This is a genomic window from Kosakonia sp. H7A, assembly GCF_003028445.1.
Taxonomy (GTDB): Bacteria; Pseudomonadota; Gammaproteobacteria; order Enterobacterales; family Enterobacteriaceae; genus Kosakonia; species Kosakonia radicincitans.
Genome location: NZ_PYTZ01000001.1, coordinates 711,153 through 736,465 on the forward strand (window position 1 = coordinate 711,153; position 25,313 = coordinate 736,465).

22 protein-coding genes are annotated in these 25,313 nt (G+C 55.6%); 9 read left to right on the forward strand and 13 right to left on the reverse strand.

Annotated features, from left to right (window positions below):
- Window positions 1–19: 19 nt before the first annotated feature.
- From phoH to efeU, 4 genes are all read right to left on the reverse strand, one after another.
- A complete protein-coding gene (gene phoH / locus CWM66_RS03320) occupies window positions 20–808 on the reverse strand; it encodes a phosphate starvation-inducible protein PhoH (RefSeq protein ID WP_007374351.1) in 789 nt (262 codons plus the stop codon).
- Window positions 809–1,347: 539 nt separating this feature from the next.
- Complete coding sequence (gene efeB, locus CWM66_RS03325) at window positions 1,348–2,631, reverse strand: iron uptake transporter deferrochelatase/peroxidase subunit (protein ID WP_071920619.1); 1,284 nt, start codon at window positions 2,629–2,631, stop codon at window positions 1,348–1,350.
- 4 nt (window positions 2,632–2,635) lie between these two features.
- Window positions 2,636–3,763, reverse strand: coding sequence for an iron uptake system protein EfeO (efeO, locus tag CWM66_RS03330; RefSeq protein WP_071920618.1), 1,128 nt, complete (start codon window positions 3,761–3,763; stop codon window positions 2,636–2,638).
- Window positions 3,764–3,812: 49 nt separating this feature from the next.
- Window positions 3,813–4,646, reverse strand: a complete 834-nt coding sequence (gene efeU, locus CWM66_RS03335; RefSeq protein ID WP_007374347.1) for an iron uptake transporter permease EfeU — start codon at window positions 4,644–4,646, stop codon at window positions 3,813–3,815.
- 276 nt (window positions 4,647–4,922) lie between these two features.
- Between efeU and CWM66_RS03345 the strand changes: the two genes are divergently transcribed.
- The gene (locus tag CWM66_RS03345; protein WP_107146235.1) at window positions 4,923–6,107 is read left to right on the forward strand and encodes a NupC/NupG family nucleoside CNT transporter; all 1,185 of its coding nucleotides are present in this window, start codon (window positions 4,923–4,925) and stop codon (window positions 6,105–6,107) included.
- Between the two features lie 37 nt (window positions 6,108–6,144).
- Here CWM66_RS03345 and CWM66_RS03350 read toward each other — a convergent pair whose 3' ends face one another.
- Both CWM66_RS03350 and putP read right to left on the reverse strand, forming a co-directional pair.
- A complete protein-coding gene (locus CWM66_RS03350; protein WP_072441011.1) occupies window positions 6,145–6,573 on the reverse strand; it encodes a DUF3574 domain-containing protein in 429 nt (142 codons plus the stop codon).
- 99 nt (window positions 6,574–6,672) lie between these two features.
- Complete coding sequence (gene putP / locus CWM66_RS03355; RefSeq protein WP_107146236.1) at window positions 6,673–8,181, reverse strand: sodium/proline symporter PutP; 1,509 nt, start codon at window positions 8,179–8,181, stop codon at window positions 6,673–6,675.
- A gap of 417 nt (window positions 8,182–8,598) precedes the next feature.
- Here putP and putA point away from each other — a divergent pair, with 417 nt between their 5' ends.
- Window positions 8,599–12,558 carry a trifunctional transcriptional regulator/proline dehydrogenase/L-glutamate gamma-semialdehyde dehydrogenase gene (gene putA, locus CWM66_RS03365; protein WP_007374341.1) on the forward strand — a complete coding sequence of 1,320 codons (3,960 nt, stop codon included), beginning with the start codon at window positions 8,599–8,601 and terminating at the stop codon, window positions 12,556–12,558.
- 66 nt (window positions 12,559–12,624) lie between these two features.
- Here the strand turns inward: putA and CWM66_RS03370 are convergent, their stop codons facing one another.
- From CWM66_RS03370 to CWM66_RS03395, 6 genes are all read right to left on the reverse strand, one after another.
- Window positions 12,625–13,227, reverse strand: coding sequence for an SIS domain-containing protein (locus CWM66_RS03370; RefSeq protein ID WP_007374340.1), 603 nt, complete (start codon window positions 13,225–13,227; stop codon window positions 12,625–12,627).
- Window positions 13,224–14,861, reverse strand: a complete 1,638-nt coding sequence (locus tag CWM66_RS03375) for an FGGY-family carbohydrate kinase (protein ID WP_007374339.1) — start codon at window positions 14,859–14,861, stop codon at window positions 13,224–13,226. Before CWM66_RS03375 ends, CWM66_RS03370 begins: the two co-directional genes overlap by 4 nt.
- A 16-nt stretch (window positions 14,862–14,877) precedes the next feature.
- Window positions 14,878–15,831 carry an ABC transporter permease gene (locus CWM66_RS03380; RefSeq protein WP_071920613.1) on the reverse strand — a complete coding sequence of 318 codons (954 nt, stop codon included), beginning with the start codon at window positions 15,829–15,831 and terminating at the stop codon, window positions 14,878–14,880.
- Between the two features lies 1 nt (window position 15,832).
- Window positions 15,833–16,822: an ABC transporter permease gene (locus tag CWM66_RS03385; protein ID WP_007374337.1), complete on the reverse strand. Its 990-nt coding sequence runs from the start codon at window positions 16,820–16,822 to the stop codon at window positions 15,833–15,835.
- Window positions 16,815–18,314, reverse strand: coding sequence for a sugar ABC transporter ATP-binding protein (locus tag CWM66_RS03390; protein WP_007374336.1), 1,500 nt, complete (start codon window positions 18,312–18,314; stop codon window positions 16,815–16,817). The genes CWM66_RS03385 and CWM66_RS03390 overlap by 8 nt, the downstream gene beginning before the upstream one ends.
- A gap of 107 nt (window positions 18,315–18,421) precedes the next feature.
- Window positions 18,422–19,405: an autoinducer 2 ABC transporter substrate-binding protein gene (locus tag CWM66_RS03395; protein WP_007374335.1), complete on the reverse strand. Its 984-nt coding sequence runs from the start codon at window positions 19,403–19,405 to the stop codon at window positions 18,422–18,424.
- Window positions 19,406–19,792: 387 nt separating this feature from the next.
- Here CWM66_RS03395 and CWM66_RS03400 point away from each other — a divergent pair, with 387 nt between their 5' ends.
- Together CWM66_RS03400 and CWM66_RS03405 are read left to right on the forward strand one after the other, a co-directional pair.
- A complete protein-coding gene (locus CWM66_RS03400) occupies window positions 19,793–20,371 on the forward strand; it encodes a nucleotidyltransferase family protein (protein ID WP_007374334.1) in 579 nt (192 codons plus the stop codon).
- A 40-nt stretch (window positions 20,372–20,411) separates the two neighbouring features.
- Window positions 20,412–20,807 carry a lysozyme inhibitor LprI family protein gene (locus CWM66_RS03405; protein WP_007374333.1) on the forward strand — a complete coding sequence of 132 codons (396 nt, stop codon included), beginning with the start codon at window positions 20,412–20,414 and terminating at the stop codon, window positions 20,805–20,807.
- Here the strand turns inward: CWM66_RS03405 and rutR are convergent.
- Window positions 20,804–21,442, reverse strand: a complete 639-nt coding sequence (gene rutR / locus CWM66_RS03410; protein WP_107146238.1) for an HTH-type transcriptional regulator RutR — start codon at window positions 21,440–21,442, stop codon at window positions 20,804–20,806. The genes CWM66_RS03405 and rutR overlap by 4 nt on opposite strands.
- A gap of 279 nt (window positions 21,443–21,721) precedes the next feature.
- On the opposite strand from rutR, the gene rutA reads away from it, so the two are divergent.
- From rutA to CWM66_RS03440, 5 genes are read left to right on the forward strand one after another with little or no spacing between them, the layout of a single operon-like run.
- Window positions 21,722–22,813, forward strand: a complete 1,092-nt coding sequence (gene rutA, locus CWM66_RS03420) for a pyrimidine utilization protein A (RefSeq protein WP_007374331.1) — start codon at window positions 21,722–21,724, stop codon at window positions 22,811–22,813.
- Window positions 22,813–23,505, forward strand: coding sequence for a pyrimidine utilization protein B (gene rutB / locus CWM66_RS03425; RefSeq protein WP_007374330.1), 693 nt, complete (start codon window positions 22,813–22,815; stop codon window positions 23,503–23,505). Before rutA ends, rutB begins: the two co-directional genes overlap by 1 nt.
- 11 nt (window positions 23,506–23,516) lie before the next feature.
- A complete protein-coding gene (gene rutC, locus CWM66_RS03430; RefSeq protein ID WP_007374329.1) occupies window positions 23,517–23,903 on the forward strand; it encodes a pyrimidine utilization protein C in 387 nt (128 codons plus the stop codon).
- A gap of 7 nt (window positions 23,904–23,910) precedes the next feature.
- Complete coding sequence (gene rutD, locus CWM66_RS03435; protein ID WP_035886223.1) at window positions 23,911–24,723, forward strand: pyrimidine utilization protein D; 813 nt, start codon at window positions 23,911–23,913, stop codon at window positions 24,721–24,723.
- Complete coding sequence (locus CWM66_RS03440; RefSeq protein ID WP_007374327.1) at window positions 24,720–25,310, forward strand: malonic semialdehyde reductase; 591 nt, start codon at window positions 24,720–24,722, stop codon at window positions 25,308–25,310. The genes rutD and CWM66_RS03440 overlap by 4 nt, the downstream gene beginning before the upstream one ends.
- The last annotated feature ends 3 nt before the right edge of the window (window positions 25,311–25,313 follow it).

Here is a 25,313-nt window from a genome sequence, read left to right on the forward strand (position 1 = left end):
CTCTTCCATTGAGATAGCATCAATCATAAGCCAGCAGTGTGCGCTGGCAGAGAGCGGAGCGTACGCAGTCATCTTTGTTAAAGCGCACCACGCCAATCATCTCATCTTCCTCAAAACGCGCCAGCGCATCGCTCAGCCCCGATTTAACACCGGAAGGTAGGTCGCACTGGGTGATATCGCCGTTGACAATCACCGTCACGTTTTCCCCGAGGCGTGTCAAAAACATCTTCATTTGCGCAGCGGTGACATTCTGAGCCTCATCAAGAATAACGACCGCATTTTCAAAGGTACGTCCGCGCATATAGGCGAACGGCGCGATTTCCACCTTACCAATCTCTGGGCGCAGGCAGTATTGCATAAAGGACGCGCCAAGGCGTTTAACCAGCACGTCATAGACGGGCCGGAAATAGGGCGCGAACTTCTCCGAAATATCGCCGGGTAAGAAGCCGAGATCTTCGTCAGCTTGCAGGACCGGCCGGGTAACAATAATCCTTTCCACGTCCTTATGGATCAGCGCTTCCGCCGCTTTCGCCGCGCTAATCCACGTTTTTCCGCATCCCGCTTCACCAGTTGCGAAGATCAGTTGTTTACTCTCGATAGCATTCAGGTAGTGCTCCTGAGCTTCATTGCGAGCGGCAATCGGAGAGGTATCACGGCTGTCCCGCGCCATGCCAATTGCTTCTACGCCACTCATCTGCACAAGCGAGGTGACCGACTCTTCTTCACGTTGTTTATGGCTGCGTGAATCACGTCTCAGCACGCGTTTCGCTTCACGACGAGCTTTGATCACTGCTTTTTGTCTTCCCATGGATAGCACCTTGAGTTGTTGGTTTACATCACGCGTATCTGTTTCGACACGACTATGCGCACAAACGTCTGAGGGTTGGCTTCCTTGTAAGCCTTGTCTTGCCTTTGAATATGATGTGGCTGAGCGACAGGCATCATCGCCGGTCACATCGTTGAAATCGGGTATGAACAAAGAGGAGGAAAATTCAGGGGCGAAGAAGTCATTGCCGGAGGGGGTTTCTCCGTGCCGGGTCTTACGTGGTCTTTTTGAGTGTCCGCTACAGGACTTTACCATCCGCGATCTCCTGAAGAACTTCATCACCGCAGGGAAAAACGCTTTAAACTAATTACATCAAAACTTAGCATCATTGCAACATTATTTTTACCTACTCATAACGTGCAAGCGCCCTGCGTTGTTGCAAAGAGTCTCTGATATGAATATTACAGAAAGATAACAGATACTTTCTAATACGAAAAAATGATAGCTGGATGGCAGAAAAAGTATGTCGAAATGCAACGAATGACAGAATATCCTGCCCGCAGGCGGGCAGGATAGGATCTTTACGCTTCGAGCAGAGATTGGGCAAGATAGTGATTTGCGTCTTTCACCCCAGGCAAAACAAAGAAGTAGCCGCCGCCAATCGGACGGATATATTCCTCCAGCGCCTCGCCGTTAAGCCGTTTTTGCACCGTCAGGAAACCTTTTTCCAGATCGTGCTGATAACAGACAAACAGCAAGCCCATATCAAGTTGACCTGAGTTCGTCACCCCGAGCGAATAGCTATAGCCCCGGCGCATCATCAGGCTTGATTGTGTCTCTTTGGTACGCGGGTTCGCCAGACGAATGTGGCTGTCGAGCGCAATCACATCGCCGTCCGGATCTTTTGTGTAATCCGGAATGTCGTGTTCTTGCTGCATGCCCAGCGGTGCACCGGAGTGTTTATCACGCCCAAAAATCGTTTGCTGCTCTTTCAGCGGCGTGCGATCCCAGAACTCAACATGGAACTGGATAATCCGCACCGCCTGATAGCTGCCGCCAACAGCCCAGGCCGGTTCACCTTGATCGCCGGTGACCCAGACCACTTCATTCATCAACGCGTTATTGCTGCTGTCCGGGTTGGCGGTGCCATCTTTAAATCCCAGCAGATTCACCGGCGTCTCTTTGCCTTTACTGCGCGCCGCATGATCGGAGATAAACCCCTCCCGCTTCCAGCGCACGCTGAGTAAATCCGGCGTGTGCTTAATGAGATCGCGCAGCGTGTGAATCACCGTATCCTGCGTATTGGCGCAAATCTGGATGAGTAAATCACCGTGGCACAATGCCGCATCCAGCGAATCATTGGGGAAGCGTTCCATCTTTTGCAGCTTTTTCGGCATCTGCGCCTGCAAGCCAAAGCGCGTATCGAACAGAGACTGACCCACTGAAACGGTGACCGTCAGGTTATCCGGCGCGATATACGACCCGAGAATACCGGAATCCATTGGCGGCAGCCGTGGGTTTGGCGTATCCGGTGCCGGACCGCCGGAAGTGAGAAAAGTGATGCGCTGTGTCAGTAAACGAAACAAACGTTCAAGATCGGCCTTATCCGCAGCCAGCACATCAAAAGCCACCAGCATCATTGACGCTTGCTGTGGCGTCAAAATCCCGGCCTGATGCGCCCCGAGAAAAGGCTGCTTTTCCATCCGCGAATCCGGCGACAGCGTCCCCGGCGCACTCTGCGGTTTTGCTGCATGGGCAACCGGACATCCGCCAGCAATTGCGAGCGCGCCTCCCAGCGCGCCCATCCCTTTCAGTAAACGGCGGCGCGAAGGTTCGCTGACGCCATGATCATCATGTTGCTTCATATTGTTAATCCAGCCCAAGCACGCCGCGCAGTTGCGCCAGATCTTCCGCCAGCGTGGTGATCGGCCCTTTCAGCGCATTACGGTCGGCGTCGGTCAGCTTGTCGTACGTCTCATAGCCATCTTTTGTGCGGTATTTCGCCAGAATGGTATCCACTTTCTTGAAGTTGGCATCGACTTTCGCCAGCAACTCCGCATTCTCTTTTTGCAGTTGCGGACGCAGCAGATTGACAATTTTCTGCGCGCCATCAACGTTGGCCTGGAAGTCCCACAGATCGGTGTGGCTGTAACGATCTTCTTCGCCGCTGATTTTGCTGGCTGCAACTTCTTCAATCAAATCGGCTGCACCGCCCACCACTTTTGAGGGCGGGAAAGCCAGTTCGTTAATGCGCGTTTGCAGATCCAGCACATCGCTGTTGAGCTGATCGGCATATTTGCCCATCTCTTTGGTGCTGTTATCGCCAAACAGGGCTTTTTCCAGGCGGTGGAAACCGGTGAACTTCGGATCTTCCGCTTTGTGCTCGTAATCATCTTCACGGGCATCAATCCTGCCATCCAGATCGGAGAAGAGTTCAGCAATCGGTTCGATACGTTCATAGTGCTGGCGAGTTGGCGCATACAGCGCTTTCGCTTTTTCAATATCCCCGGCTTTTACTGCATCGGTAAAGGCTTTCGTGCCGGAGACCAGTTGCGCGGTTTCCGCCACGACATAGGCTTTATAATCAGTAATGGCCCCGCTCAGGCTCAACAATGCATCGTCTTTTGCCGCATCCGCAGTTGCCGAGCCTTTGACCACCAGTTTCCCTTTCGGGTTGGTGAGCAGGCCGCAGGTCATATCATATTCGCCAGGTTGCAGATTGGCGGTCAGCTTCTGGCTGAATCCCGGCGCGATGTTTTCACGCTCTTCCACCACCATCACGCCTTTGAGAATCTCCCATTCCAGCGCTTTCTGGCTGTGGTTGATGATAATGAACTGCGTTTTGCCCGCGTTAACGGTCAGGTTCATCGGCTCACACTGCTTGTCCGTTACCGTGACCTTCACCTGCGGAACATCCGCAGCCTGTACCCCGAAAGCGCAAGACATCAGCGCCGCGATCCCTACCTGCAAAGCACTACGACGAAAATGAATAGCCATGACCCTTCCCTTAAATAAGTATGTTGTAACTACGAAGCTGTGCATATCCTCAGGAAGCCGCCTGCGAAGGCTGCGCTCTTGAGCGTGGAGGCAAAACAAATAGCACCAGCACCGGAATCAGGTAGGCAAAGTAGACAAAAACTTCGCTCACGCTCGGTGCTTCCTGATAACCAAAAATGCCTTCCAGCAAGGTACCCGTCAGCGAATGCGTGGTAAGCACGTTGCTTAAATCGAAAGCCACATCCTGGAATTGATTCCACAAACCGGCTTCATGGAAAGCGCGGATAGCGCCCGCGGCCAGACCGGCGGCCACCAGCAGGATAAACAGGCTGGTCCATTTGAAAAATGCGCCGAGATTAAGGCGGATCCCGCCCCAGTAGAGCAGAAAGCCCAGCACCACGGCCGTTGCCAGCCCAAGTATTGCGCCAAGCGGCGGCCAGATACCGAGATCCTGCTGGAATGCCGCCAGCAGAAAGAATACCGATTCCAGCCCTTCACGCGCGACGGCGAAAAAAACCATCAAAATCAGCGCCCAGCCGTGATGATTACTGCGCGCCAACGCGTTATCCACCGCCTGCTCAAGCTGCACTTTGACGTTGCGCGACACTCTGCGCATCCAGAACACCATCCAGGTAAGGATCACCACAGCAATCACCGCAACAATCCCCTCAAACAGCTCCTGCTCTTTTTGCGGAAACTCGCCGGTAGTTTCGTTGATGGCAATCCCCAGCCCCAGACAGAGCGCGGCGGCGAGGAAAACACCAATCCACATCACCCCGATCCAGCGTCCGCGCTGGGTGCGTTTCAGGTAGCTGGCAATCAGACTGACGATCAGCGCCGCTTCGAGGCCTTCACGCAACATAATAAGAAATGGAACAAACATGGAGAACGCCCCTGGTGTCATGTGCAGTCAACGGTTGCAAAGAAAAGTAAATTGCATTGATAGTGATTATCATTACGCTAACGAGAAACTCAAGCGAAATATGACAAGAATAATAACTGAATGTAAACGGCTGGCAGGCTACCCCAGGCGAAGCGGCCCTTATGCAGAAGTGGTTGAAATAAAGCGATAACTTAGCTTACAAAGCATTAACTTTATGTTTACCCCATCTCGCGGCTATGGCTAAATACTCCCCCATTCACCTGCAAAATTAGAGATATGATTAACTTCCTACACTTTCTGCTGGCGCTGGCGGTGATCCTCGCACTCGCCTGGCTGGTAAGTTTCGACCGGCGGCAAATACGTTTTCGCTTTATTCTGCAATTGATCGTCATCGAAATGGCGCTGGCCTGGTTCTTCCTGCACGCGCAAAGCGGATTAACGCTGATTAAATATGTTTCCGGTTTCTTCGAAGTGCTGCTGAAATTTGCCGGTGAAGGCACGGGTTTTGTTTTCGGCGGCATGAGCGAAAAAGGGCTGGCATTTATTTTCCTTGGCGTGCTGTGTCCCATCGTTTTTATTTCAGCGTTGATCGGCATTTTGCAACACTGGCGGATCCTGCCTGTTTTCATTCGTCTGATCGGCACCCTGCTGTCGAAACTCAATGGTATGGGCAAGCTGGAATCCTTTAACGCCGTCAGTTCGCTGATTCTGGGTCAGTCCGAAAATTTCATTGCCTACAAAGGGATACTTGCCGACCTCTCTTCACGTCGCCTGTTTACCATGGCCGCCACGGCAATGTCGACGGTTTCGCTGTCGATCGTCGGCGCCTATATGACCATGCTGGATGCGAAATATGTGGTCGCCGCGCTGATCCTGAATATGTTCAGCACCTTTATTGTCCTGTCGATCATTAATCCCACGCGCCCGGAAGCGGAACCGGAAATTAAGCTGGAAAAACTCCACGAATCGCAAAGTTTCTTTGAGATGCTCGGCGAATATATTCTGGCTGGTTTCAAAGTAGCAATGATTATTCTGGCAATGCTGATCGGTTTTATCGCCCTGATTAGCGCCGTCAACGCCCTCTTCTCTGCGCTATTCGGTATCAGTTTCCAGCAAATTCTCGGCTATGTTTTCTATCCGCTGGCCTGGCTGGTTGGCATTCCCCTCAGCGATGCGTTGCAGGCTGGCAGCATCATGGCCACCAAGCTGGTCGCTAATGAGTTTGTGGCGATGATCGAACTGCAAAAAATCGCCGCACAGATGACGCCACGCGGATTGGGGATTTTGTCAGTGTTCCTGGTTTCATTTGCCAACTTTGCCTCAATTGGCATCGTCGCAGGTGCCATTAAGGGGCTGAATGAGCGGCAAGGCAATGCCGTCTCCCGCTTTGGCCTGCGCCTGGTCTACGGGGCAACGCTGGTGAGCCTGCTCTCCGCCGCTTTTGCGGGTGTTGTGCTGTAAGTGATTTACCCCTCTCCTGCGGGAGAGGGGCTTCAAATCAGAACTGAACGCAAACCGGCTGATCCACGCGCATCACCGATTCCTGCGCGAAACGCGATTTATAAATCTCGCGCAACGTATCAATTTTTGCGTCAGTTTGTGCGTCCACGCTGTGGATAAGCATCAGCGCCTTGCTCGGTTCCTTCGACACCTTCCCGTTACTGCCCAGCCACTGCCCCTGGGCATCAAAAGCCGTCAGGCCATCACGAAAACGCGGTGTGACCTCGTTATCCACATACTGTTGCCACTCCTGAGCAGTAATCAATTTACCGCCCTGGCGGGTTAAACCGTAATAGAGCGTGGTTTGTTGCATTTGGTTTTCAACCTTGCAGGTTTGCGTGCTCACACTCTGTTTCGATGTTGGCGCCGCACAGCCCGCCAGCAAACCAGCAACCACAAGCGCGGTGAACCCTGTCTTTAACTTCATATTGCTATCCTCATTGTTATTTGTTCTGAGATAACAGCGTAATTACAATTATTTAGCAATAAAAAAACCCGCCGCAGCGGGTTTTTCGTCAATGGCGAGTTATTCTGCCTGTAAACGGGACGGCGGCGCGGAATGATAATGCGCATCGGCCTCGGCAAAACGCTGCTGCATCGCCGCAGAAGGCGCTTTGCCCAACAGGCTGAACACCACAATACCCAGGCTGCCGAACACAAAGCCCGGAATGATTTCATACAGATCCAGCCAGCCGTAGTGTTTCCAGATAATGACCGTTACTGCGCCAATAATCATCCCCGCCAGCGCGCCGTTGCGGGTCATCCGCGACCACATCACCGAGAACAGCACCACCGGGCCAAACGCCGCACCGAAACCGGCCCACGCGTAACTTACCAGCCCCAGCACGCGGTTTTCCGGGTTTGCCGCCAGCGCGATAGCGATTACCGCCACCAGCAGCACCATTGCGCGGCCCACCCACACCAGCTCAGTCTGGCTGGCACCTTTACGCAAAAACGCTTTGTAGAAATCTTCAGTAATCGCACTGGAGCAAACCAGCAACTGGCAGCTCAGCGTCGACATCACCGCGGCGAGGATGGCAGAAAGCAGCACGCCCGCAATCCACGGGTTGAACAACAGTTGCGCCAGCTCGATAAACACACGTTCGGCGTTCTGATTGACCGCGCCCGCCAGCGACGGGTTGTTATTGAACCAGGCGATGCCAAAGAAACCCACGGCGACCGCGCCTGCCAGGCAGAGGATCATCCAGATCATACTGATACGGCGCGCATGCACAATCGTATGGTGGGAATCGGCGGCCATAAAGCGTGCCAGAATATGCGGCTGACCAAAATACCCCAGCCCCCAGCCCATCAAAGACAGGATGGCGACAAAATTCAGCCCCTTCAGCATGTCGACGTTTTCGATGCTTTTCTGCTTGATCACCTCCAGCGAATCACTGAAACCGCCCACCGTAATAATGACAATCACCGGCGTCAGGATCAGCGCGAAAATCATCAGGCTGGCCTGCACCGTATCGGTCCAGCTAATCGCCAGGAAGCCGCCAATAAAGGTGTAAATAATGGTGGCTGCCGCGCCGGCCCAGAGCGCGCTTTCGTAGCTCATGCCGAAGGTGCTTTCGAACAGACGTGCGCCCGCCACAATGCCGGAAGCACAATAAATGGTGAAGAAGACAAGGATCACCACGGCGGAGATAATGCGCAGCAGACGGCTTTTATCTTCAAAGCGACCGGTGAAATAATCCGGTAACGTCAGCGCATTATTGTTCACTTCAGTGTGCACGCGCAGACGCCCGGCCACCAGTTTCCAGTTGACCCACGCCCCCAGCGTCAGGCCAATGGCGATCCAGCTTTCCGAAATCCCGGAGATAAAAACCGCGCCTGGCAGCCCCATCAGCAGCCAGCCGCTCATATCGGACGCCCCGGCGGAAAGCGCGGTGACCAGCGGCCCCAGTCTGCGACCGCCGAGAATATAATCGTCAAAATTCTTCGTCGAACGCCAGGCGAAAAACCCGATCAATATCATGCCAAAGATATAAACAAGAAAGGTCACCAGCATCGGTGTGCTCATTGCCATTAAGGAGTCTCCAGGGTTCTTCGTCAGCAAAATCATTCTGCTGCTTTATCCATCACCGGAACGTAGTGATGGCGCGTATTGATTATCAGAAGCGCCCGTATCCTGCCGGAAGCCTCACTTATTCACAATTGATTTAACACAGCATTTACATCAAATTCATCCTGAGCTTGATAGCTTTTTGCGATAGGTTGTACTGTGTCACACTTTTCCAGGTTGCACCTTTTAAAAGTGTTACCCACCGCATAAAACCTGCTTTGCCAGTGAAATATCCAGCGCCTTTTCCCGTTACCAGTAATTAACATTTAATTCATTTTTAACCTTGCCAGCCAGGTCACATTTAACAAGGTTGCACAAAGTTGCAACATGATGGATATTTCTGCCTGAACCGCAAAACAGCCAAAAAAACAGGAGCAAAGCATGGGCACCACCACGATGGGGGTCAAGCTTGATGACGCCACGCGCGAAAGGATTAAAGCCGCCGCAGCGACAATCGACCGCACGCCGCACTGGTTAATTAAACAGGCCATTTTTAATTATCTTGAGAAGCTGGAGAGCAGCGAAGGGTTACCGGAACTGGCCGCCACGGCAGGGACTGCGTCACAAGATGAAGAAAGCGGCGTACCGGCTGACGAGAGCCACCAGCCGTTCCTCGACTTTGCCGAGCAGATCCTGCCGCAGTCTGTCTCCCGCGCTGCTATTACCGGTGCCTGGCGCTGGGCGGAAACCGATGCGGTGCCGATGCTGCTGGAGCAGGCTCGTCTGCCGCAGCCAGTCGCGGAAAATGCCCATAAACTGGCTTACCAGTTAGCGGAAAAATTACGTAATCAGAAAACTGCTTCCGGCCGTGCTGGCATGGTGCAAAGCCTGTTGCAGGAGTTTTCGCTCTCCTCGCAGGAAGGTGTGGCGCTGATGTGTCTGGCAGAAGCGCTGCTGCGCATCCCGGATAAAGCCACCCGCGATGCGTTGATCCGCGACAAAATCAGCAACGGCAACTGGCAGTCGCACATTGGCCGCAGTCCGTCGCTGTTCGTCAATGCCGCCACCTGGGGCCTGCTGTTTACCGGGCGACTGGTCTCCACGCACAACGAAGCGAATCTCTCGCACGCCCTGAACCGCATTATTGGGAAAAGCGGCGAGCCGCTGATCCGCAAAGGTGTGGACATGGCGATGCGCCTGATGGGCGAACAGTTCGTCACCGGCGAAACCATCGCCGAAGCGCTGGCGAATGCCCGCAAGCTGGAAGAGAAAGGCTTCCGCTACTCCTACGATATGCTGGGCGAAGCGGCGCTCACCGCTGCCGATGCGCAGGCTTATATGGTCTCCTATCAGCAGGCGATCAATGCCATCGGTAAGGCGTCCAACGGCCGCGGGATCTACGAAGGGCCGGGCATTTCGATTAAGCTTTCCGCTCTGCATCCGCGCTACAGCCGTGCGCAGTACGATCGCGTAATGGAAGAGCTCTATCCGCGCCTGAAATCCCTCACCCTGCTGGCGCGCCAGTACGATATTGGTATCAATATTGATGCCGAAGAGGCCGATCGTCTGGAAATCTCCCTCGATTTGCTGGAAAAACTCTGCTTTGAGCCAGAGTTAGCAGGCTGGAACGGTATCGGCTTTGTGATTCAGGCCTACCAGAAGCGCTGCCCGTTTGTCATTGATTACCTGACCGACCTGGCAACCCGCAGCCGCCGCCGTCTGATGATCCGCCTGGTCAAAGGCGCTTACTGGGACAGCGAAATCAAACGCGCGCAAATGGAAGGGCTGGAGGGTTATCCGGTGTATACGCGCAAGGTGTACACCGATGTCTCTTACCTCGCCTGCGCGAAAAAATTACTCGCGGTGCCAAACCTGATCTACCCGCAGTTCGCCACCCACAACGCCCATACGCTGGCGGCGATTTACCAGCTTGCCGGGCAAAACTACTACCCCGGGCAGTATGAATTCCAGTGCCTGCATGGCATGGGCGAACCGCTGTACGAGCAGGTGGTAGGGAAAATTGCCGACGGCAAACTGAACCGCCCGTGCCGCATTTATGCGCCAGTTGGGACGCATGAAACCCTGCTGGCCTACCTGGTGCGGCGTCTGCTGGAAAACGGTGCCAACACCTCCTTTGTTAACCGCATTGCCGATACCACATTGCCGCTGGATGCGCTGGTGGCTGACCCGGTAGCAGAAGTGGAAAAGCTGGCTACTCAGGAAGGCCAGGTCGGTCTGCCACATCCGAAGATCCCCCTGCCCCGCGCCCTGTATGGTGAAGGACGCATCAACGCCGCCGGTCTGGATCTGGCGAATGAACACCGGCTGGCATCGCTCTCTTCCTCGTTGCTGAACAGCGCCACGCAGAAATGGTATGCCCGTCCGATGCTGGAACAGGTGGTGATGGAAGGCGAGCCGATCGCGGTGATCAACCCGGCAGAGCCGAAAGATGTGGTGGGTTATGTGGTGGAAGCGCGTGATGAAGACGTGGAACAGGCGCTGAATAATGCCGTTAATCATGCGCCCATCTGGTTCGCCACGCCGCCGCAGGAGCGCGCCGCCATTCTGCAACGCGCCGCCGTGCTGATGGAGGATCAGATGCCGCAGTTAATGGGCATTCTGGTACGTGAGGCCGGGAAAACCTTCAGCAACGCGATTGCTGAAGTGCGTGAAGCAGTGGATTTCCTGCGCTATTACGCAGGCCAGGTTAGCGCCGATTTTGATAACGAAACTCATCGCCCGTTGGGGCCGGTGGTTTGCATCAGCCCGTGGAACTTCCCGCTGGCGATCTTTACCGGGCAGATTGCCGCTGCGCTGGCAGCAGGCAATAGCGTGCTGGCAAAACCCGCAGAACAAACCCCGCTGATCGCCGCGCAAGGCGTGGCAATTCTGCTGGAAGCGGGCGTACCCGCCGGGGTATTGCAATTACTGCCAGGGCGTGGCGAAACCGTCGGCGCACGGCTCACCTCCGATGCGCGGGTGCGCGGCGTGATGTTCACCGGCTCAACCGAAGTGGCCAGCCTGCTGCAACGCACCATCGCCACGCGGCTCGATGCGCAGGGCCGTCCGACGCCGCTCATCGCCGAAACCGGCGGTATGAACGCGATGATTGTCGATTCGTCAGCGCTTACCGAACAGGTGGTTGTCGATGTGCTGGCCTCCGCGTTCGACAGTGCCGGACAGCGCTGTTCGGCGCTACGCGTGCTGTGCCTGCAAGAAGAGATTGCCGATCACACGCTGACCATGTTACGTGGTGCAATGGCCGAATGCCGGATGGGCAATCCAGGCCGTCTGACCACCGATATCGGTCCGGTGATCGATGCCGAAGCGAAAGCGAATATCGACAAACATATTCAGGCGATGCAGGCCAAAGGGCGCAATGTATTCCAGGCAATGCGCGAAAACAGCGAAGATGCGCGGGAATGGCGTACCGGCACCTTCGTGGCGCCAACGTTGATTGAGCTGGAGAGCTTCGACGAGCTGCAAAAAGAGGTCTTCGGGCCGGTGCTGCACGTGGTGCGCTACAGCCGTAATCAGTTACCGCAGTTGATTGAGCAGATCAATGCTTCCGGCTACGGTCTGACGCTCGGCGTGCATACGCGCATTGATGAAACCATCGCCCAGGTGACCGGCAGCGCGCGCGTCGGCAACCTGTACGTTAACCGCAATATGGTTGGCGCAGTAGTTGGCGTGCAGCCGTTTGGTGGCGAAGGGTTATCCGGCACCGGGCCGAAAGCGGGCGGGCCGCTCTATCTCTATCGCCTGCTCGGTAGCCGCCCGGAAAATGCGGTACTGAAAACGCTCGCCCGTCATGATGCTACCGCGCCGCTGGATGCCCAGTTGAAAAACGCGATGGCGCAACCGCTGGAAGCGCTTAGCGCGTGGGCCGCCGATCGTCCGGCGTTACAGGTGCTGTGCCGTCAGTTTGGTGAGCTGGCGCAGAGCGGAACGCAGCGTCTGCTGGCAGGCCCGACCGGCGAGCGTAATAGCTGGACACTGGTACCGCGCGAGCGCGTGCTCTGCATTGCGGATAACGAACAGGATGCGCTGGTACAACTGGCGGCAGTAATCGCCTGCGGCAGCCAGCTGTTGTGGCCGGATGACACGCTGCATCGCGATCTGGCGAAACAGTTTCCGCCGATCGTCAGCGCACGCATCCAGTTCGCCAAAGCCGATGCGCTAATGACGCAGGCGTTTGACGCAGTGATTTTCCATGGCGATTCCGATCAACTGGTTACGCTGTGTGAAAACGTCGCCGCACGCGATGGCGCAATTGTCTCGGTGCAGGGTTTTGCTCGCGGGGAAAGCCATATCCTGCTCGAACGCCTGTGGCTGGAGCGTTCGTTAAGCGTCAACACCGCCGCCGCTGGTGGTAATGCCAGCCTGATGACCATTGGGTAAACCGACAGAGAGGCCCGATAGTGTTGCGCTATCGGGTCTACGGATCGTCGACAATAAAAAAGCGCCTTACGGCGCTTTTTTGCTTAACGTTAATCCGACATCGCCGCCGGGATGCACGGCAAGTAATGTTTCCTTCGAATAACCGCTTTCGCTCATCAGACATGCGCAGGCGGCATCGAATATCGCCAGCGCCAGCACAATCGAGGTGGTTGCCAGCATGTTCAGCGGATCGATCTCGCGGCGAACGCCGGTTGAAATCACCAGCCGTGAGGCCTGTGCTATCGCTGAATCCGGGTTTTCCGTGACACTGATAAGCGCCACGCCTTTCGCCGCCAGCCCCGGCAGCAGCCGCGTCAGCTCATCGGAATTCCCGCCGCGCGACAGCATAATCACCACATCATTGGCATCAAGAAAACCCAAATCGCCGTGCGCAGCATCGGTGGCATTGAGATACATCGCCGGACGCTCAACGCAGGCCAGCATATGGGCGATTTTACGGGCCGCAATGCCAGAAGTGCCAACGCCCGTTACCGCAATTTTGCCGCGACAACCGCGCAGTTCCGCCATCAGCGCCTGCCACTGTGTTTGGTTAAGGTGGCGGTTCAGCGCCGCCATCTCTTCGCTGTAGATTTGCCACGCGGCGCAGGCCTGCTGCCAGCTACTGCTCATGTCGGCTCCTGCATTAACGCGCGGTACTTCATATGATCCTGATACATCTCGTGGAACACAGTGTATTTACGATCGTAATACTGCTTAATGCGATTAGTCTGCGGCGTGACGGTTTTACCGATACGGCTCATCGCCGCCATCGCTTCCGGGAAGCTATCAAACACCCCGGCCGCCACGGTGCCCATCATCGCGCCGCCGAGCAGCATCGCTTCGCTCTCCTCCGGCAACAACATCGCACAGCCTGTCGCGTTAGCATGCTCCTGCACAAAGATCGGGTTTTTGGTGCCGCCACCGCTGGCCATCACCGTATCGATGCTGTAACCACTCTGATTCATGGTCTCAATAATATGCCGCGTCCCCAGCGCAATGGCCTGGATGGTCGCCAGGTACTGCAGCGCCATATCTTCCGGCGTGCGCGACAACTTTAACCCGCTGATGACGCCGGTTAATGTTGGATTAGCGCGCGGCGAACGGTTGCCGTGGAAGTACGGCAGAATATGAATATCACGGGTCAGAAACGCAATATTCTCCGGCTCGCCCGCCATTTTCCGCAACAATGCGTTCAGTACTTCGTAAATGGTTTGCCCCTGAGTTTTCGCCTGGCTAAGCAGCGTTTCGTAGCACGGATGCGACTGAATAATATGGTCGATCAGCGCGCCGGTTGCCGACTGCCCGCCCTCATTCAGCCAGTAACCCGGCAGCACCGCCGAGTAGTATGGCCCCCATACGCCGCCAATAAAGCGTGCCTGCGCAGAGATCGCCATATGCCCGGTGGAGGTGCCGCCAATCAGCGCGATACGCCGGTCGAAATCCGCCACTTCACCAGAAACGCCGCTGGCGCCGAGCGTACCGAGCGTGCCCGCGTGAGCATCAATAATCGACACGCTTACCGCCGTGCCCGGCATCAACCCCATCTCTGTTGCCGCGCGCTGCGTCAGCCCGCGCCCCAGCGGTTCGCCCATGGTTTTCACATAGCGGCCAATTTTTTCGGCGTCATGTTCCAGCAGATCTTCGAGCCCAATTTCATGGAAATAGCTGTTGTCCCACTTGTCTTCGTGGCCCATGTACGTCCACTTACACACCGTTGAGCAAAGTGAGCGGGTATCATCGCCGGTCGCCCGCCAGGTCAGAAAATCAGGCAGATCAAAGTAGTAACCGGCGTTCGCCCAGGTGTTTGGCATATGCTGTTTCAGCCACAGCAGCTTGGGGGTTTGCATCTCCGGCGAGATAATGCCGCCGACGTAATCCAGCACCCGGTGGTGCGTGGCGTTGATGCGGTTGGCCTGCGAGATTGCGCGATGATCCATCCACACGATAATGTTCTGCTCGCTGCGCCCGGACGGGCTAATCGTCAGCGGGTTGCCCTCTTTGTCGAGCACCACCAGCGAACAGGTGGCGTCAAAACCCAGCCCTTTAACCTGGATCGGGTTGATATCCGCCTGATTCACCGCGTCACGCACGGCGTTGCACACCGCCTGCCAGATATTGTCCGAGGATTGCTCAACAAAGTCGGCCTGCGGACGATAGATCTCAATGGCCCGGCTCGCCTGGCTGACCATCCTGCCGGTCAAATCAAAGACGCCTGCGCGGGCGCTGCCGGTTCCTACATCCACACCAATAAAGTAGCTCGCCATTCTTTTTCTCCTGAGATCAGGCTTTACGATTTTGTAATGCGATAAAGAGGATCAGCACCGCGCCCCAGAGCGCCATCGTCAGATAACTGCTGATGCCCAATAAGTTAAAGCCGCTCTCCAGCATTTGCAGCACCACCAGCGCCAGCACTAACCCCAGCACGCGCCCGAAGCCGCCGTCCGGGTTAATCCCACCCAGCACCGACGCCAGAATGGTCACCAGAAGATAAGATTCGCCGTAGCCTGCTTTCGCGGAGTTGAATTTCGCCATCATCAGAATGGCGGCCACCCAACCCAACAATGCCGAGATGACATAAACGGAAATCTGCACCCGCACGGTGTTCACGCCGCTAAAACGCGTCGCCTGTTCGTTCGATCCCACCAGATAAAGGCTGCGGCCAAGCGTAGTATGTTCCAGCAATACCCACAGCAGCAGCGCCACCACAATAAACAGCAACAGCGCCACCGGAATACCGAGCAGCGTGGCATTGCCGAGAAACTGGATCGCAGCCGGAAAGCCGGAAATGACCGTGCCGTTGGAGAACAAAATGTTAAGGCCGGAAATCAGCGTCATGGTGCCAAGCGTGGCAAGAATGGGCGAAACGCCGACCCACGCCACCAGCGCGCCATTCAGTGCGCCAATCGCCACGGCCACCAGCAAACCCGCCAGCAGCGCCAGCGCGAGAAACAGTGGATTGTCGGGATGAGTGACAATTACCGCAGCCATCACCAGCGAACAGGCATTCGCACCGGCAATAATCGACAGGTTGATGCCGCCAGTCAGCATGGTAATGCCCATGCCCAGCGCCAGCATGCCAAGGATCGGTAGCTGCGAGCCGATGGACTGGAAGTTGGCGACGCTGAAAAAGCGACTGCCGAGCAGCGCAGAAAAGACCACCGCGACAACGATGATAATCACGCATTGCAAACGGATGATGGCATCACCGGGGAAGAGTCTGGCGATTGATTTCATCTTAAAGCTCCCTTGCGAGTTTGCGTTTTTCATTCCACGCGGTCGCGCTGATGCTGACGAGAATAATCGCGCCGCTAAAGACCATGTGCCAGTAGGAGGAGACGCCGAGCAGCGTTAAACCATTTTGCAGGAAGGCCAGCAGAACCACCCCCAGTAGTGTGCCGGTGAGCGTACCCCGTCCGCCGGACATACTGGTGCCGCCAAGCACCACCGCCGCCAGCACCGTCAACTCAAAACCGATCAATGAGTTCGGGGCGACGGATTGGGTGATCTGCGCCTGTACCACAGCTGCCACACCGGCCAGAATGCCCATATAGCCGTAGACATAAAAGTGCAGTTTCAGCAGATTAAGACCGAGGCGCGACGCCGCATCGCGGTTGCCGCCCATCGCATAAATCTGGCGGCCCAGCCGGGTGTAATTCATCAGCACGGCAGTGACAATGATCACCAGGCCCAGGCACAGCAGCGGCAACGTCAGGCCATAGTCATAACCATCCGCCGCGGTAAAAGAGAACCAGTTAATGCCGTTCATAAACCAGTCCGGGAAGCCATACAGCCAGGTGCCTTTGGTGGCGTAAACCAGCAGCCCGTAATAGACGTTCAGCGTGGCGATGGTGATGATGATCGCCGGGACGCGCAGCCAGTAGACCAGAAAGCCGTTCACTAAACCGAGCAGTAGCCCGACGGCCATGGCTAATGCCAGCGCCAGCGCGAAGTTGCCGCCGTGGGCGATCACCCAACTGGCCATCGCATACTGCGCAATCGCCGTCATTGCCGGAAACGAGATATCGATCCCGCCGGAGATCAGCACCACAAATAAGCCACAGGCCAGGATGCCGAGAATGGCGTAGCTGGTCGCCACATCCGTCAGGTTACCCAGTGATAAAAATTCATCGGTACGCACACTCAGCCCTACAGCCAGCGCAATCACCAGCAGACCAAGCCAGAATTCATGTTGCCCGACAAGGCGGGAAAGGGATGCATTACGCATTGACCACCTCTGCAATCTCCTGCTCCGTGCAACGGTGCGGATTGAATTCCGCCACCAGTTCACCCCGACGCATTACCAGCACGCGATGGCTGTTGTAATAGGCTTCCGGGATTTCGTCACAAATCATCAGTACCGCCATCCCCTGTTCCGCCAGTTGGCGGGCAATCTGGTAGATCCCCTCTTTGTTGGCGATATCCACCCCAACGGTGGGCGAATCGAGGATCAGAATGCGCGGATTGGTCGCCACCCATTTGGCGATGGCAATACGTTGTGCGTTACCGCCGGAGAGCGTTTTTACCGGCAGTTGCGCATCGGAGACTTTGATATTCAGATTGCGGATCAGCTCTGCGACCAGTTGCCCGGCTTTGGCGTGATCGAGCAGGCCGCCGCGCGTATGCAGTTTTTCAAAAACGGTGACGATGGTGTTGTCGTAAATCGACTGCTCCATGATCAACCCTTGCGTCAGGCGGTCTTCCGAAACGTAGCCAATGCCGTGACGAATGGCGTCATGGTTACTGCGCAGTTTCACCGGCTTACCGTTAATGCGGATCTCGCCATCTTCCGGGTGCGTCATGCCAAACAAGCTCATGCACAGTTCGGTGCGCCCTGCCCCTAACAAACCAACAATAGAGACGATCTCGCCGCTGCGCAGCGCCAGATTAATATCGCGATATTTGCCTTTGCGGCTCAGATGACGCAGCTCCAGCATCGGCGTCTGATCCACCGGTGGTTTTTCCGGTAGCGGGCTGTAGTGGAAACGCTGTCCGGTCATCAGATACGCCAGCTCGTGGCTGTCCAGTTCGTTTGCCGGCCAGGTACCAATCAGCTTGCCGTCACGCATCACGCTGATGCGATCGGCCACTTCCATCACCTCATCCAGACGGTGGCTGACGAATACCACGCAGATCCCTGCGGCTTTCAGTTCGTTCACCACGCGCAGCAGTCCGTTCACTTCCTGGCGGGTCAGCGAGGCGGTCGGTTCATCCATGATCACCAGCCGGGCATCGGCGGCAATCGCCCGGCAAATCGCGACTAACTGGCGATCGGCGATGGAGAGTTTCTCGACTTTTTTATCCGGATCGAGACGCACGCCGATGCGCGCCATCGCAGCCAGCGCCTGCGCACGCATCGCGCTGCGCCGCACCCAGATATCGCCGCCGGGCAGATAACGGTGGATGGCGATATTTTCCGCCACGCTAAAATTGGGGAATAACGAGAGATCCTGATAAATGACCTGAATGCCGTAATGCGCTGAGAGCTGCGGCGTCAGATGGTGAAAAAGTTTACCGTCCAGGGCAATGCTGGCACCTTTTTCCGGCTGATAAACCCCGGAGATCACTTTGATGATGGTGCTTTTACCGCAGCCGTTTTGCCCGGCCAGACAGTGAACTTCGCCTTTTTCCAGCGTCAGGTTCACATTGTCCAGCGCCCGCACACCCGGAAATTGTTTGCTGATATTCTCAAGAGTGATAAATGCGGTGGTGTCTGTCATTGACAATACCCCTGCCAGCGCCCGTACGGGACGCGATGGTTATCTGTGCTGCAAAAAGAGCCCGGCCTTGCGGCCGGTCTCCGGTTCCCTGGTGTGGCCTGAAAAAATCAGAAGCCGAGTGATTGCGCGTTATCTTTAGTAACTTCGAGGATTTTGTTAAAGCGGATGACTTTCTTGTCCATATCAACGTCGGCTTTGCCCAGCCCGTCGATGGTCAGATCGGGAGTGACTTCCTTGCCCTGCAACAACTGGTCAGCGACGGTGACCAGCGCAAAGCCTGCATCACGCGGGTCCCACAGCAGCGCTTTTTTGATATCGCCACGCATCAGATACGGCGCGGCCTGGCCCGGCATAGCGATCCCGACAACCGCCAGTTTGTCTTTCGCACGTTTTTTCTGTACCGCCTGCCCTGCGCCAATCGGTCCCAGCGAACCAAAACCGATCACCCCTTTCAATTGCGGGTAGGTTTTCATTAAATCGAGGGTGGTGGCGTAGGATTTGTCGATGCTTTCCGCCACCGGCAGACGCGAGGTGACTTCAAACATGTCCGGGTATTTTTCTTTTTGATATTTAATGGCGTAATCAGCCCAGGCGTTGTGCAACGGTACGGTTAATGAACCAACGTAAATCGCATAACCGCCTTTACCGCCCATATCTTTCGCTAACTCATCAACGTTGGCCTGCGCGTATTTTTCGCTGTCGATGGTTTCGATATCCCACTGACCAATCTGCTGATCCGGGGATTCATGCGTCAGCACCACAATGCCTTTATCGCGGGCTTTTTTCAGCACCGGCTCCAGCACTTTCGCATCGTTCGGCACCACGATGATGGCGTTAACGTTTTTCGCGATCAGATCTTCAATCACCTTCACTTGCTGCGCCGGATCCGGGGTAGAAGGCCCGGTCTGGTAAGCGTTAACGTCCAGTTTCTTCGCTGCTTCGTTAACGCCGGTCTCCATGCGGTTAAACCACGGAATACCGGTCACTTTTGCAACCACCGCGATCTCATACTTTTCTGCTGCAACGGACTGGCCCGACACCATGCAGGCAGAAATAAGCGCTGCGCTGAGTAATGCGAGTTTGAATTTCATAGTTGTACCTTTCTTGAGGACAGAGGAAAGTCGCGAAGGGGAGATTAACAACGAAGGGAAGAGTTAAAATAATGTAAAAATGAAAAATGTGATACATGCCCACAAAAGTTAATTTTGTGAAAAATTATGGTTAAATTTAAGTAAAATAACGCCATTTGATTTTCTTATATCAGATAAAATGTGTTAAAAATAGAATAAAATAAAACATTTAATTAACAATTAATTATCATTTACCGATAAATCCAGGTATTTAGGTGCTGAATGAATGGTCATAGCGGCGGGAAAAGTTTGCAAATTTGAGAACTGAAACGAGTAAGGTAAAACGCAACATCGGCATACTGTCTTCTCCCCTTTCGATACCCCATTCTCTTTCTGCAGGAGCCGCACATGCGTTATGCCAGCGCACTGGAAACGCTATTACTCACCGATCCCCGCAGCAGGAACATACTCCATATCGTTCACTCCTTATGCCCTGAAAGCTGGATTGGCGCCGGATTTGTACGCGATGCTGTATGGGATCATCTGCACCATAGCGTGCCGCAGCCACCGGCTGGCGATGTGGATGTCATCTGGCTTAATCCACATGAGATGGCGATCGAAGCAGATATAGCGATGGAAAACCGCCTGCACGAGCGCGCACCAGAGGTTAAATGGTCGGTAAAAAACCAGGCTCGCATGCATCTACGCAACGGCGATGCACCCTATTCTTCACTACTCGCGGCGCTGCGGCACTGGCCGGAAACCGCCACCGCTGTGGCGGTGCGGCTGGTCGATAAGGCGCGTATTGAGATTATTGCCCCTTTTGGCCTGGACGATCTGTTTGGCTTGCGCCTGCGACCAACGCCGCACTTTACAGGGCGTAAATATCCGCAGTTTCTCAGGCGGGCGGAAGAAAAGCGCTGGCTGACGCGTTACCCGCATCTTGCGCTTATCGCTGCAGATGACATTCCCCCGGGGCTATGCTAATAAAACGGCTGAATCAGAGCCTTGTACTGAAGGGGATGGGATGAAACGTTGCATGCTGGCGCTGACTGCGCTGTTAATGAGCAGCCCGCTGCTCGCGGACGAGTGCGAAAACGCCTCGACACAGGCTGAGCTGAATAGCTGTACTGCCGCACAATATCAGGCGGCGGATAAAAAGCTGAACCAGACTTATCAGAGCGCCATTAAGCGCGCCGCTCCCGCGCAGGCGTCACTGCTCAAAAAAGCGCAACAAACCTGGATAACGCTGCGCGACAGCGATTGTGCCTTTGTCAGTTCCGGCGTCGAAGGCGGAAGCGTGCAGCCGATGGTGGAAAACCAGTGTCTGACAGATAAAACCAACGAGCGCGAAGCCTGGCTGGCCTCGCTGCTACAGTGCGGCGAAGGCGATGTCAGTTGCCCGCTGCCGCCCGGCCATTAACGGACGCGGATGCCTTCAATGATCATGCGCTGCACATTATCGACCGTGCGCTGAAAGAAGGCCTCATCCTGTAACGTCGCGCCGGTGACGGCTTCCACCTGGATGGCGAAATCGGCGTAGTGCTGGGTTGAGGCCCAAATCATAAAGATCAGATGATGCGGATCGACCGCCGCCAGTTTACCGCTGGCGATCCAGCCAGCAATAATGGCCGACTTCTCCTCCACCAATGTTTTTAAATCCCCCGTCAGCTCCGCTTTCAGCAGCGGCGCGCCTTGCAACATCTCCTGGCAGAAAAGTTTTGATGCCTGTGGATAATCGCGTGAAACCTCCAGCTTCAGACGGATGTACTCCTTGATCGCCACCAGCGGAGTGAAATCTGCGCGGAAGGCTTTCAGCGGCGCCAGCCAGATATCCAGGATCTGCCGCAGCACGGCAATATAGAGCGCCTCTTTCGACGGGTAGTAATAGAGCAAATTGGTTTTCGACACGCCCGCGCCTTCAGCGACCTGCTCCAGCCGAGCGCCGTGAAAACCCACGCGGGAAAAGATCTCCAGCGCCGCCGTCAAAATCGCCTGTCGCTTCTCATTAACCGCCTGCGTACGTTTACCAGCCCGCTTCACCGTACCCTGTGCCATTTTCTCTCTCCTTTTGGTTGGCAGCAGCATAGCAAAAGGCGCACGGCGACTCGACCCTGTGCACTCTGATTGCACATGTATGCCTGTTTTTTGTGCACCGTTTTTGACCATTTAGTCCACTTTTTTATGGTTCATTTCATCAACCTTCAGTTAACACCTTAATAACAATGATCTTTTCATTGTTGGCATCCGCTTTGCAAACCCTTGATTGCGCGGCTGAAAGGAAAATGCAGGATGCAACGCCACGCCAGACATTCACCTGACAAAGCGAGGTAGGTAATGAAAATTGGTGTTTTCGTTCCGATTGGCAACAACGGCTGGCTGATTTCAACCCATGCGCCACAGTACAAGCCGACCTTTGAACTGAACAAAGCGATTGTGCAGAAAGCGGAGCATTACCACTTCGATTTCGCGCTCTCGATGATCAAGCTGCGCGGTTTTGGCGGCAAAACTGAATTCTGGGATCACAACCTTGAATCTTTCACGCTGATGGCCGGGCTTGCGGCGGTCACTTCGCGTATTCAGATCTATGCGACTGCCGCTACCCTGACGCTGCCGCCCGCCATTGTCGCGCGGATGGCATCGACCATTGATTCCATCTCCGGTGGGCGCTTTGGCGTAAATCTGGTGACCGGCTGGCAAAAGCCGGAGTATGAGCAGATGGGCCTGTGGCCGGGCGACGACTACTTCTCCCGTCGCTATGACTATCTGACGGAGTACGTGCAGGTATTGCGCGATCTGTGGGGAACCGGCAAAAGCGATTTCAAAGGCGAATTTTTCACCATGAATGATTGCCGCGTCAGCCCGCAACCCACCGGCCCGATGAAGGTGATCTGTGCCGGGCAAAGCGATGCGGGAATGGCATTTTCCGCGCAATACGCTGATTACAACTTCTGCTTCGGCAAAGGTGTTAACACCCCAACCGCGTTCGCGCCAACTGCCAAACGTATGCAGGAAGCGGCCAGCGCCACCGGGCGCGATGTCGGCTCCTATGTGCTGTTTATGATTATTGCCGATGAAACCGACGAGGCGGCACGGGCCAAATGGGAGCACTACAAAGCAGGCGCTGACGATGAAGCGCTGGCATGGCTGACCGAACAGAGCCAGAAAGATACCCGTTCCGGCGCGGACACGAATGTGCGTCAGATGGCCGATCCGACATCGGCGGTAAATATCAATATGGGTACGCTGGTGGGTTCGTATGCCACGGTAGCGCGCTTACTCGATGAGGTTGCCAGCGTCCCCGGCACCGACGGCGTATTGCTTACCTTTGATGATTTTTTACAGGGCGTCGAAATGTTCGGCGAGCGCATTCAGCCGCTGATGCAGTGCCGTAGCCATATTCCAGCCCCAACACGCGAGGTTGCCTGATGATTACCCTCAACGCACGCCCGGAATCGGTCGATTTTTCTCCTGAGCGCAGCGCCCTGATCGTAGTGGATATGCAAAATGCCTATGCCAGCCCCGGCGGCTATCTGGACTTGGCCGGGTTTGATGTCTCGGCCACCAGGCCGGTGATTGAGAATATCAATATTGCCGTTGCCGCCGCCCGCAAAGCCGGGATGCTGATTATCTGGTTTCAGAACGGCTGGGATGATCAGTACGTGGAAGCCGGTGGCCCCGGTTCGCCGAACTACCACAAATCCAACGCGCTGAAGACCATGCGCAAACGCCCGGAATTGCAGGGCAAACTGCTGGCGAAAGGTGGCTGGGATTATGAACTGGTGGAGGAACTGAAACCGCAAGCTGGCGATATCGTACTGCCGAAACCGCGTTACAGCGGCTTCTTTAATACGCCGCTGGACAGCCTCCTGCGCAGCCACGGCATCCGCCATCTGGTGTTTACCGGTATTGCCACCAACGTCTGCGTTGAATCCACGCTGCGTGACGGCTTTTTTCTCGAATACTTCGGCATCGTACTGGAAGACGCCACCCATCAGGCTGGCCCTGAATTTGCCCAGCAAGCCGCACTGTTCAATATCGAAACCTTCTTCGGCTGGGTGAGCGATGTGCAGACTTTCTGTTCCGCCCTGGCACCTCAAAAACTGGTCAACATTGCGTAAGGAGACTCATCATGCCAAAACAGGTCATTATTCCACCGGGTACCACCACCCCTATCGCCCCGTTTGTTCCGGGCACGCTGGCTGACGGCGTGGTCTATGTTTCCGGCACGCTACCGTTTGATGCCGACAACAACGTGGTGTTTGTTGGCGACCCAAAGGCGCAAACGCGCCACGTGCTGGAAACGATCAAACGCGTGATCGAGACCGCAGGTGGCACGATGGAGGATGTGACATTCAACAGCATCTTTATCACCGACTGGAAAAATTACGCCGCGATTAATGAAGTGTACGCCGAGTTTTTCCCCGGTGATAAACCAGCACGTTTCTGCATTCAATGTGGTCTGGTGAAACCCGATGCGCTGGTGGAGATTGCCACCGTTGCGCACATCGGTCAGTGAGGATGCCATGAAACTAACCCTGAGTGATGCGCCGTACGCAGGTGCGCCAGTGGTGGTGCTGAGCGCCGGGTTGGGCGGTGCTGGCAGCTACTGGCTGGCGCAACTCGCGGCGCTGGAAGCGCATTACCAGGTGGTGCGCTATGACCAGCGCGGAACCGGCAATAACCCGGCCACGCTGCCGGATGGTTATAGCATGCAGGATATGGCAGCGGAGCTATACCAGGCGCTGCAGGCGGAAGGAATTACCCGTTTTTGCCTTATCGGCCACGCACTGGGCGCCCTGATTGGCCTGCAACTGGCGCTGGATTACCCACAGGCGGTAAACGGTCTGGTGCTGGTGAACGGCTGGCTACAGTTGAACGACCATACGCTGCGCTGTTTCCGCGTGCGTGAGCGGTTACTGGCTGCGGGCGGCGCGGAAGCCTGGGTACAGGCGCAGCCGCTGTTCCTCTACCCGGCAGACTGGATGGCCGCTCATGCGCCCCGGATGGAAGCGGAGGAAGCGCTGGCGATGGCGCATTTTCAGGGCACCGGCAATCTATTGCGTCGCCTGGCGGCACTGAAAAATGCCGACTTCAGCCGCCGCGCCCAGGAGATTCGCTGCCCGACAAACATTATTTGCGCGCGAGACGATCTGCTGGTGCCCTGGACCTGCTCTGCCGACCTGCAAGCAGCAATCCCTGGTAGCCGGTTACAGGTGATGGAACGCGGCGCGCATGCCTGCAATGTCACCGAAAGTGAAGACTTTAATACCCTTTTACTCGACGGGCTGCACAGCATGCTGCCCGTTCTGACTCTGGCTCAGAAGGAGAATTTATGAGCGAAGCCGTCAACGCTGCGGCGCTGGATACCCTGTTCAACCAGGCGCGCACCCACAATGGCTGGCTGGAACGGTCGGTTAGCGATGAGACGCTGCAACAGGTTTACGATCTGCTGAAAATGGGGCCGACGTCGGCCAACTGTAGCCCGGCGCGGTTGGTGTTTATCCGCACGCCGGAAGGTAAAGAGAAGCTGCGTCCGGCGCTCTCCAGCGGCAATCTGGCAAAAACGCTCAGTGCGCCGGTGACGGCCATCGTTGCCTGGGACAGTGAATTTTATGAACAATTGCCGGTGCTGTTTCCCCATGGCGATGCGCGCAGCTGGTTCACTTCCAGCCCGCAACTGGCGGAGGAGACGGCATTTCGCAACAGCTCCATGCAGGCGGCCTACCTGATTTTCGCCTGTCGGGCGCTGGGGCTGGATACCGGCCCGATGTCCGGTTTCGATCGCGCCGTTGTCGATAGCGCATTTTTTGCCGACAGCACCTGGCGCAGCAATTTACTGGTCAACATTGGTTACGGCGATCCCGGCAAACTCTACGATCGCCTGCCGCGTTTGCCCTTTGCTGATGTCTGTCAGTTTGCATGAGGT

Excerpts from the sequence above, each read along its gene's own strand:
- efeB (WP_071920619.1), bottom strand. The coding sequence starts at position 2,631 with ATGAAGCAACATGATGATCATGGCGTCAGCGAACCTTCGCGCCGCCGT.
- rutD (WP_035886223.1), top strand. The coding sequence starts at position 23,911 with ATGAAACTAACCCTGAGTGATGCGCCGTACGCAGGTGCGCCAGTGGTG.
- CWM66_RS03390 (WP_007374336.1), bottom strand. The coding sequence starts at position 18,314 with ATGACAGACACCACCGCATTTATCACTCTTGAGAATATCAGCAAACAA.
- efeU (WP_007374347.1), bottom strand. The coding sequence starts at position 4,646 with ATGTTTGTTCCATTTCTTATTATGTTGCGTGAAGGCCTCGAAGCGGCG.
- CWM66_RS03405 (WP_007374333.1), top strand. The coding sequence starts at position 20,412 with ATGAAACGTTGCATGCTGGCGCTGACTGCGCTGTTAATGAGCAGCCCG.
- rutA (WP_007374331.1), top strand. The coding sequence starts at position 21,722 with ATGAAAATTGGTGTTTTCGTTCCGATTGGCAACAACGGCTGGCTGATT.
- CWM66_RS03400 (WP_007374334.1), top strand. The coding sequence starts at position 19,793 with ATGCGTTATGCCAGCGCACTGGAAACGCTATTACTCACCGATCCCCGC.
- CWM66_RS03345 (WP_107146235.1), top strand. The coding sequence starts at position 4,923 with ATGATTAACTTCCTACACTTTCTGCTGGCGCTGGCGGTGATCCTCGCA.
- phoH (WP_007374351.1), bottom strand. The coding sequence starts at position 808 with ATGGGAAGACAAAAAGCAGTGATCAAAGCTCGTCGTGAAGCGAAACGC.
- rutC (WP_007374329.1), top strand. The coding sequence starts at position 23,517 with ATGCCAAAACAGGTCATTATTCCACCGGGTACCACCACCCCTATCGCC.
- CWM66_RS03395 (WP_007374335.1), bottom strand. The coding sequence starts at position 19,405 with ATGAAATTCAAACTCGCATTACTCAGCGCAGCGCTTATTTCTGCCTGC.
- CWM66_RS03370 (WP_007374340.1), bottom strand. The coding sequence starts at position 13,227 with ATGAGCAGTAGCTGGCAGCAGGCCTGCGCCGCGTGGCAAATCTACAGC.
- CWM66_RS03440 (WP_007374327.1), top strand. The coding sequence starts at position 24,720 with ATGAGCGAAGCCGTCAACGCTGCGGCGCTGGATACCCTGTTCAACCAG.
- efeO (WP_071920618.1), bottom strand. The coding sequence starts at position 3,763 with ATGGCTATTCATTTTCGTCGTAGTGCTTTGCAGGTAGGGATCGCGGCG.
- CWM66_RS03375 (WP_007374339.1), bottom strand. The coding sequence starts at position 14,861 with ATGGCGAGCTACTTTATTGGTGTGGATGTAGGAACCGGCAGCGCCCGC.
- rutB (WP_007374330.1), top strand. The coding sequence starts at position 22,813 with ATGATTACCCTCAACGCACGCCCGGAATCGGTCGATTTTTCTCCTGAG.
- putP (WP_107146236.1), bottom strand. The coding sequence starts at position 8,181 with ATGGCAATGAGCACACCGATGCTGGTGACCTTTCTTGTTTATATCTTT.
- CWM66_RS03380 (WP_071920613.1), bottom strand. The coding sequence starts at position 15,831 with ATGAAATCAATCGCCAGACTCTTCCCCGGTGATGCCATCATCCGTTTG.
- rutR (WP_107146238.1), bottom strand. The coding sequence starts at position 21,442 with ATGGCACAGGGTACGGTGAAGCGGGCTGGTAAACGTACGCAGGCGGTT.
- CWM66_RS03350 (WP_072441011.1), bottom strand. The coding sequence starts at position 6,573 with ATGAAGTTAAAGACAGGGTTCACCGCGCTTGTGGTTGCTGGTTTGCTG.
- CWM66_RS03385 (WP_007374337.1), bottom strand. The coding sequence starts at position 16,822 with ATGCGTAATGCATCCCTTTCCCGCCTTGTCGGGCAACATGAATTCTGG.
- putA (WP_007374341.1), top strand. The coding sequence starts at position 8,599 with ATGGGCACCACCACGATGGGGGTCAAGCTTGATGACGCCACGCGCGAA.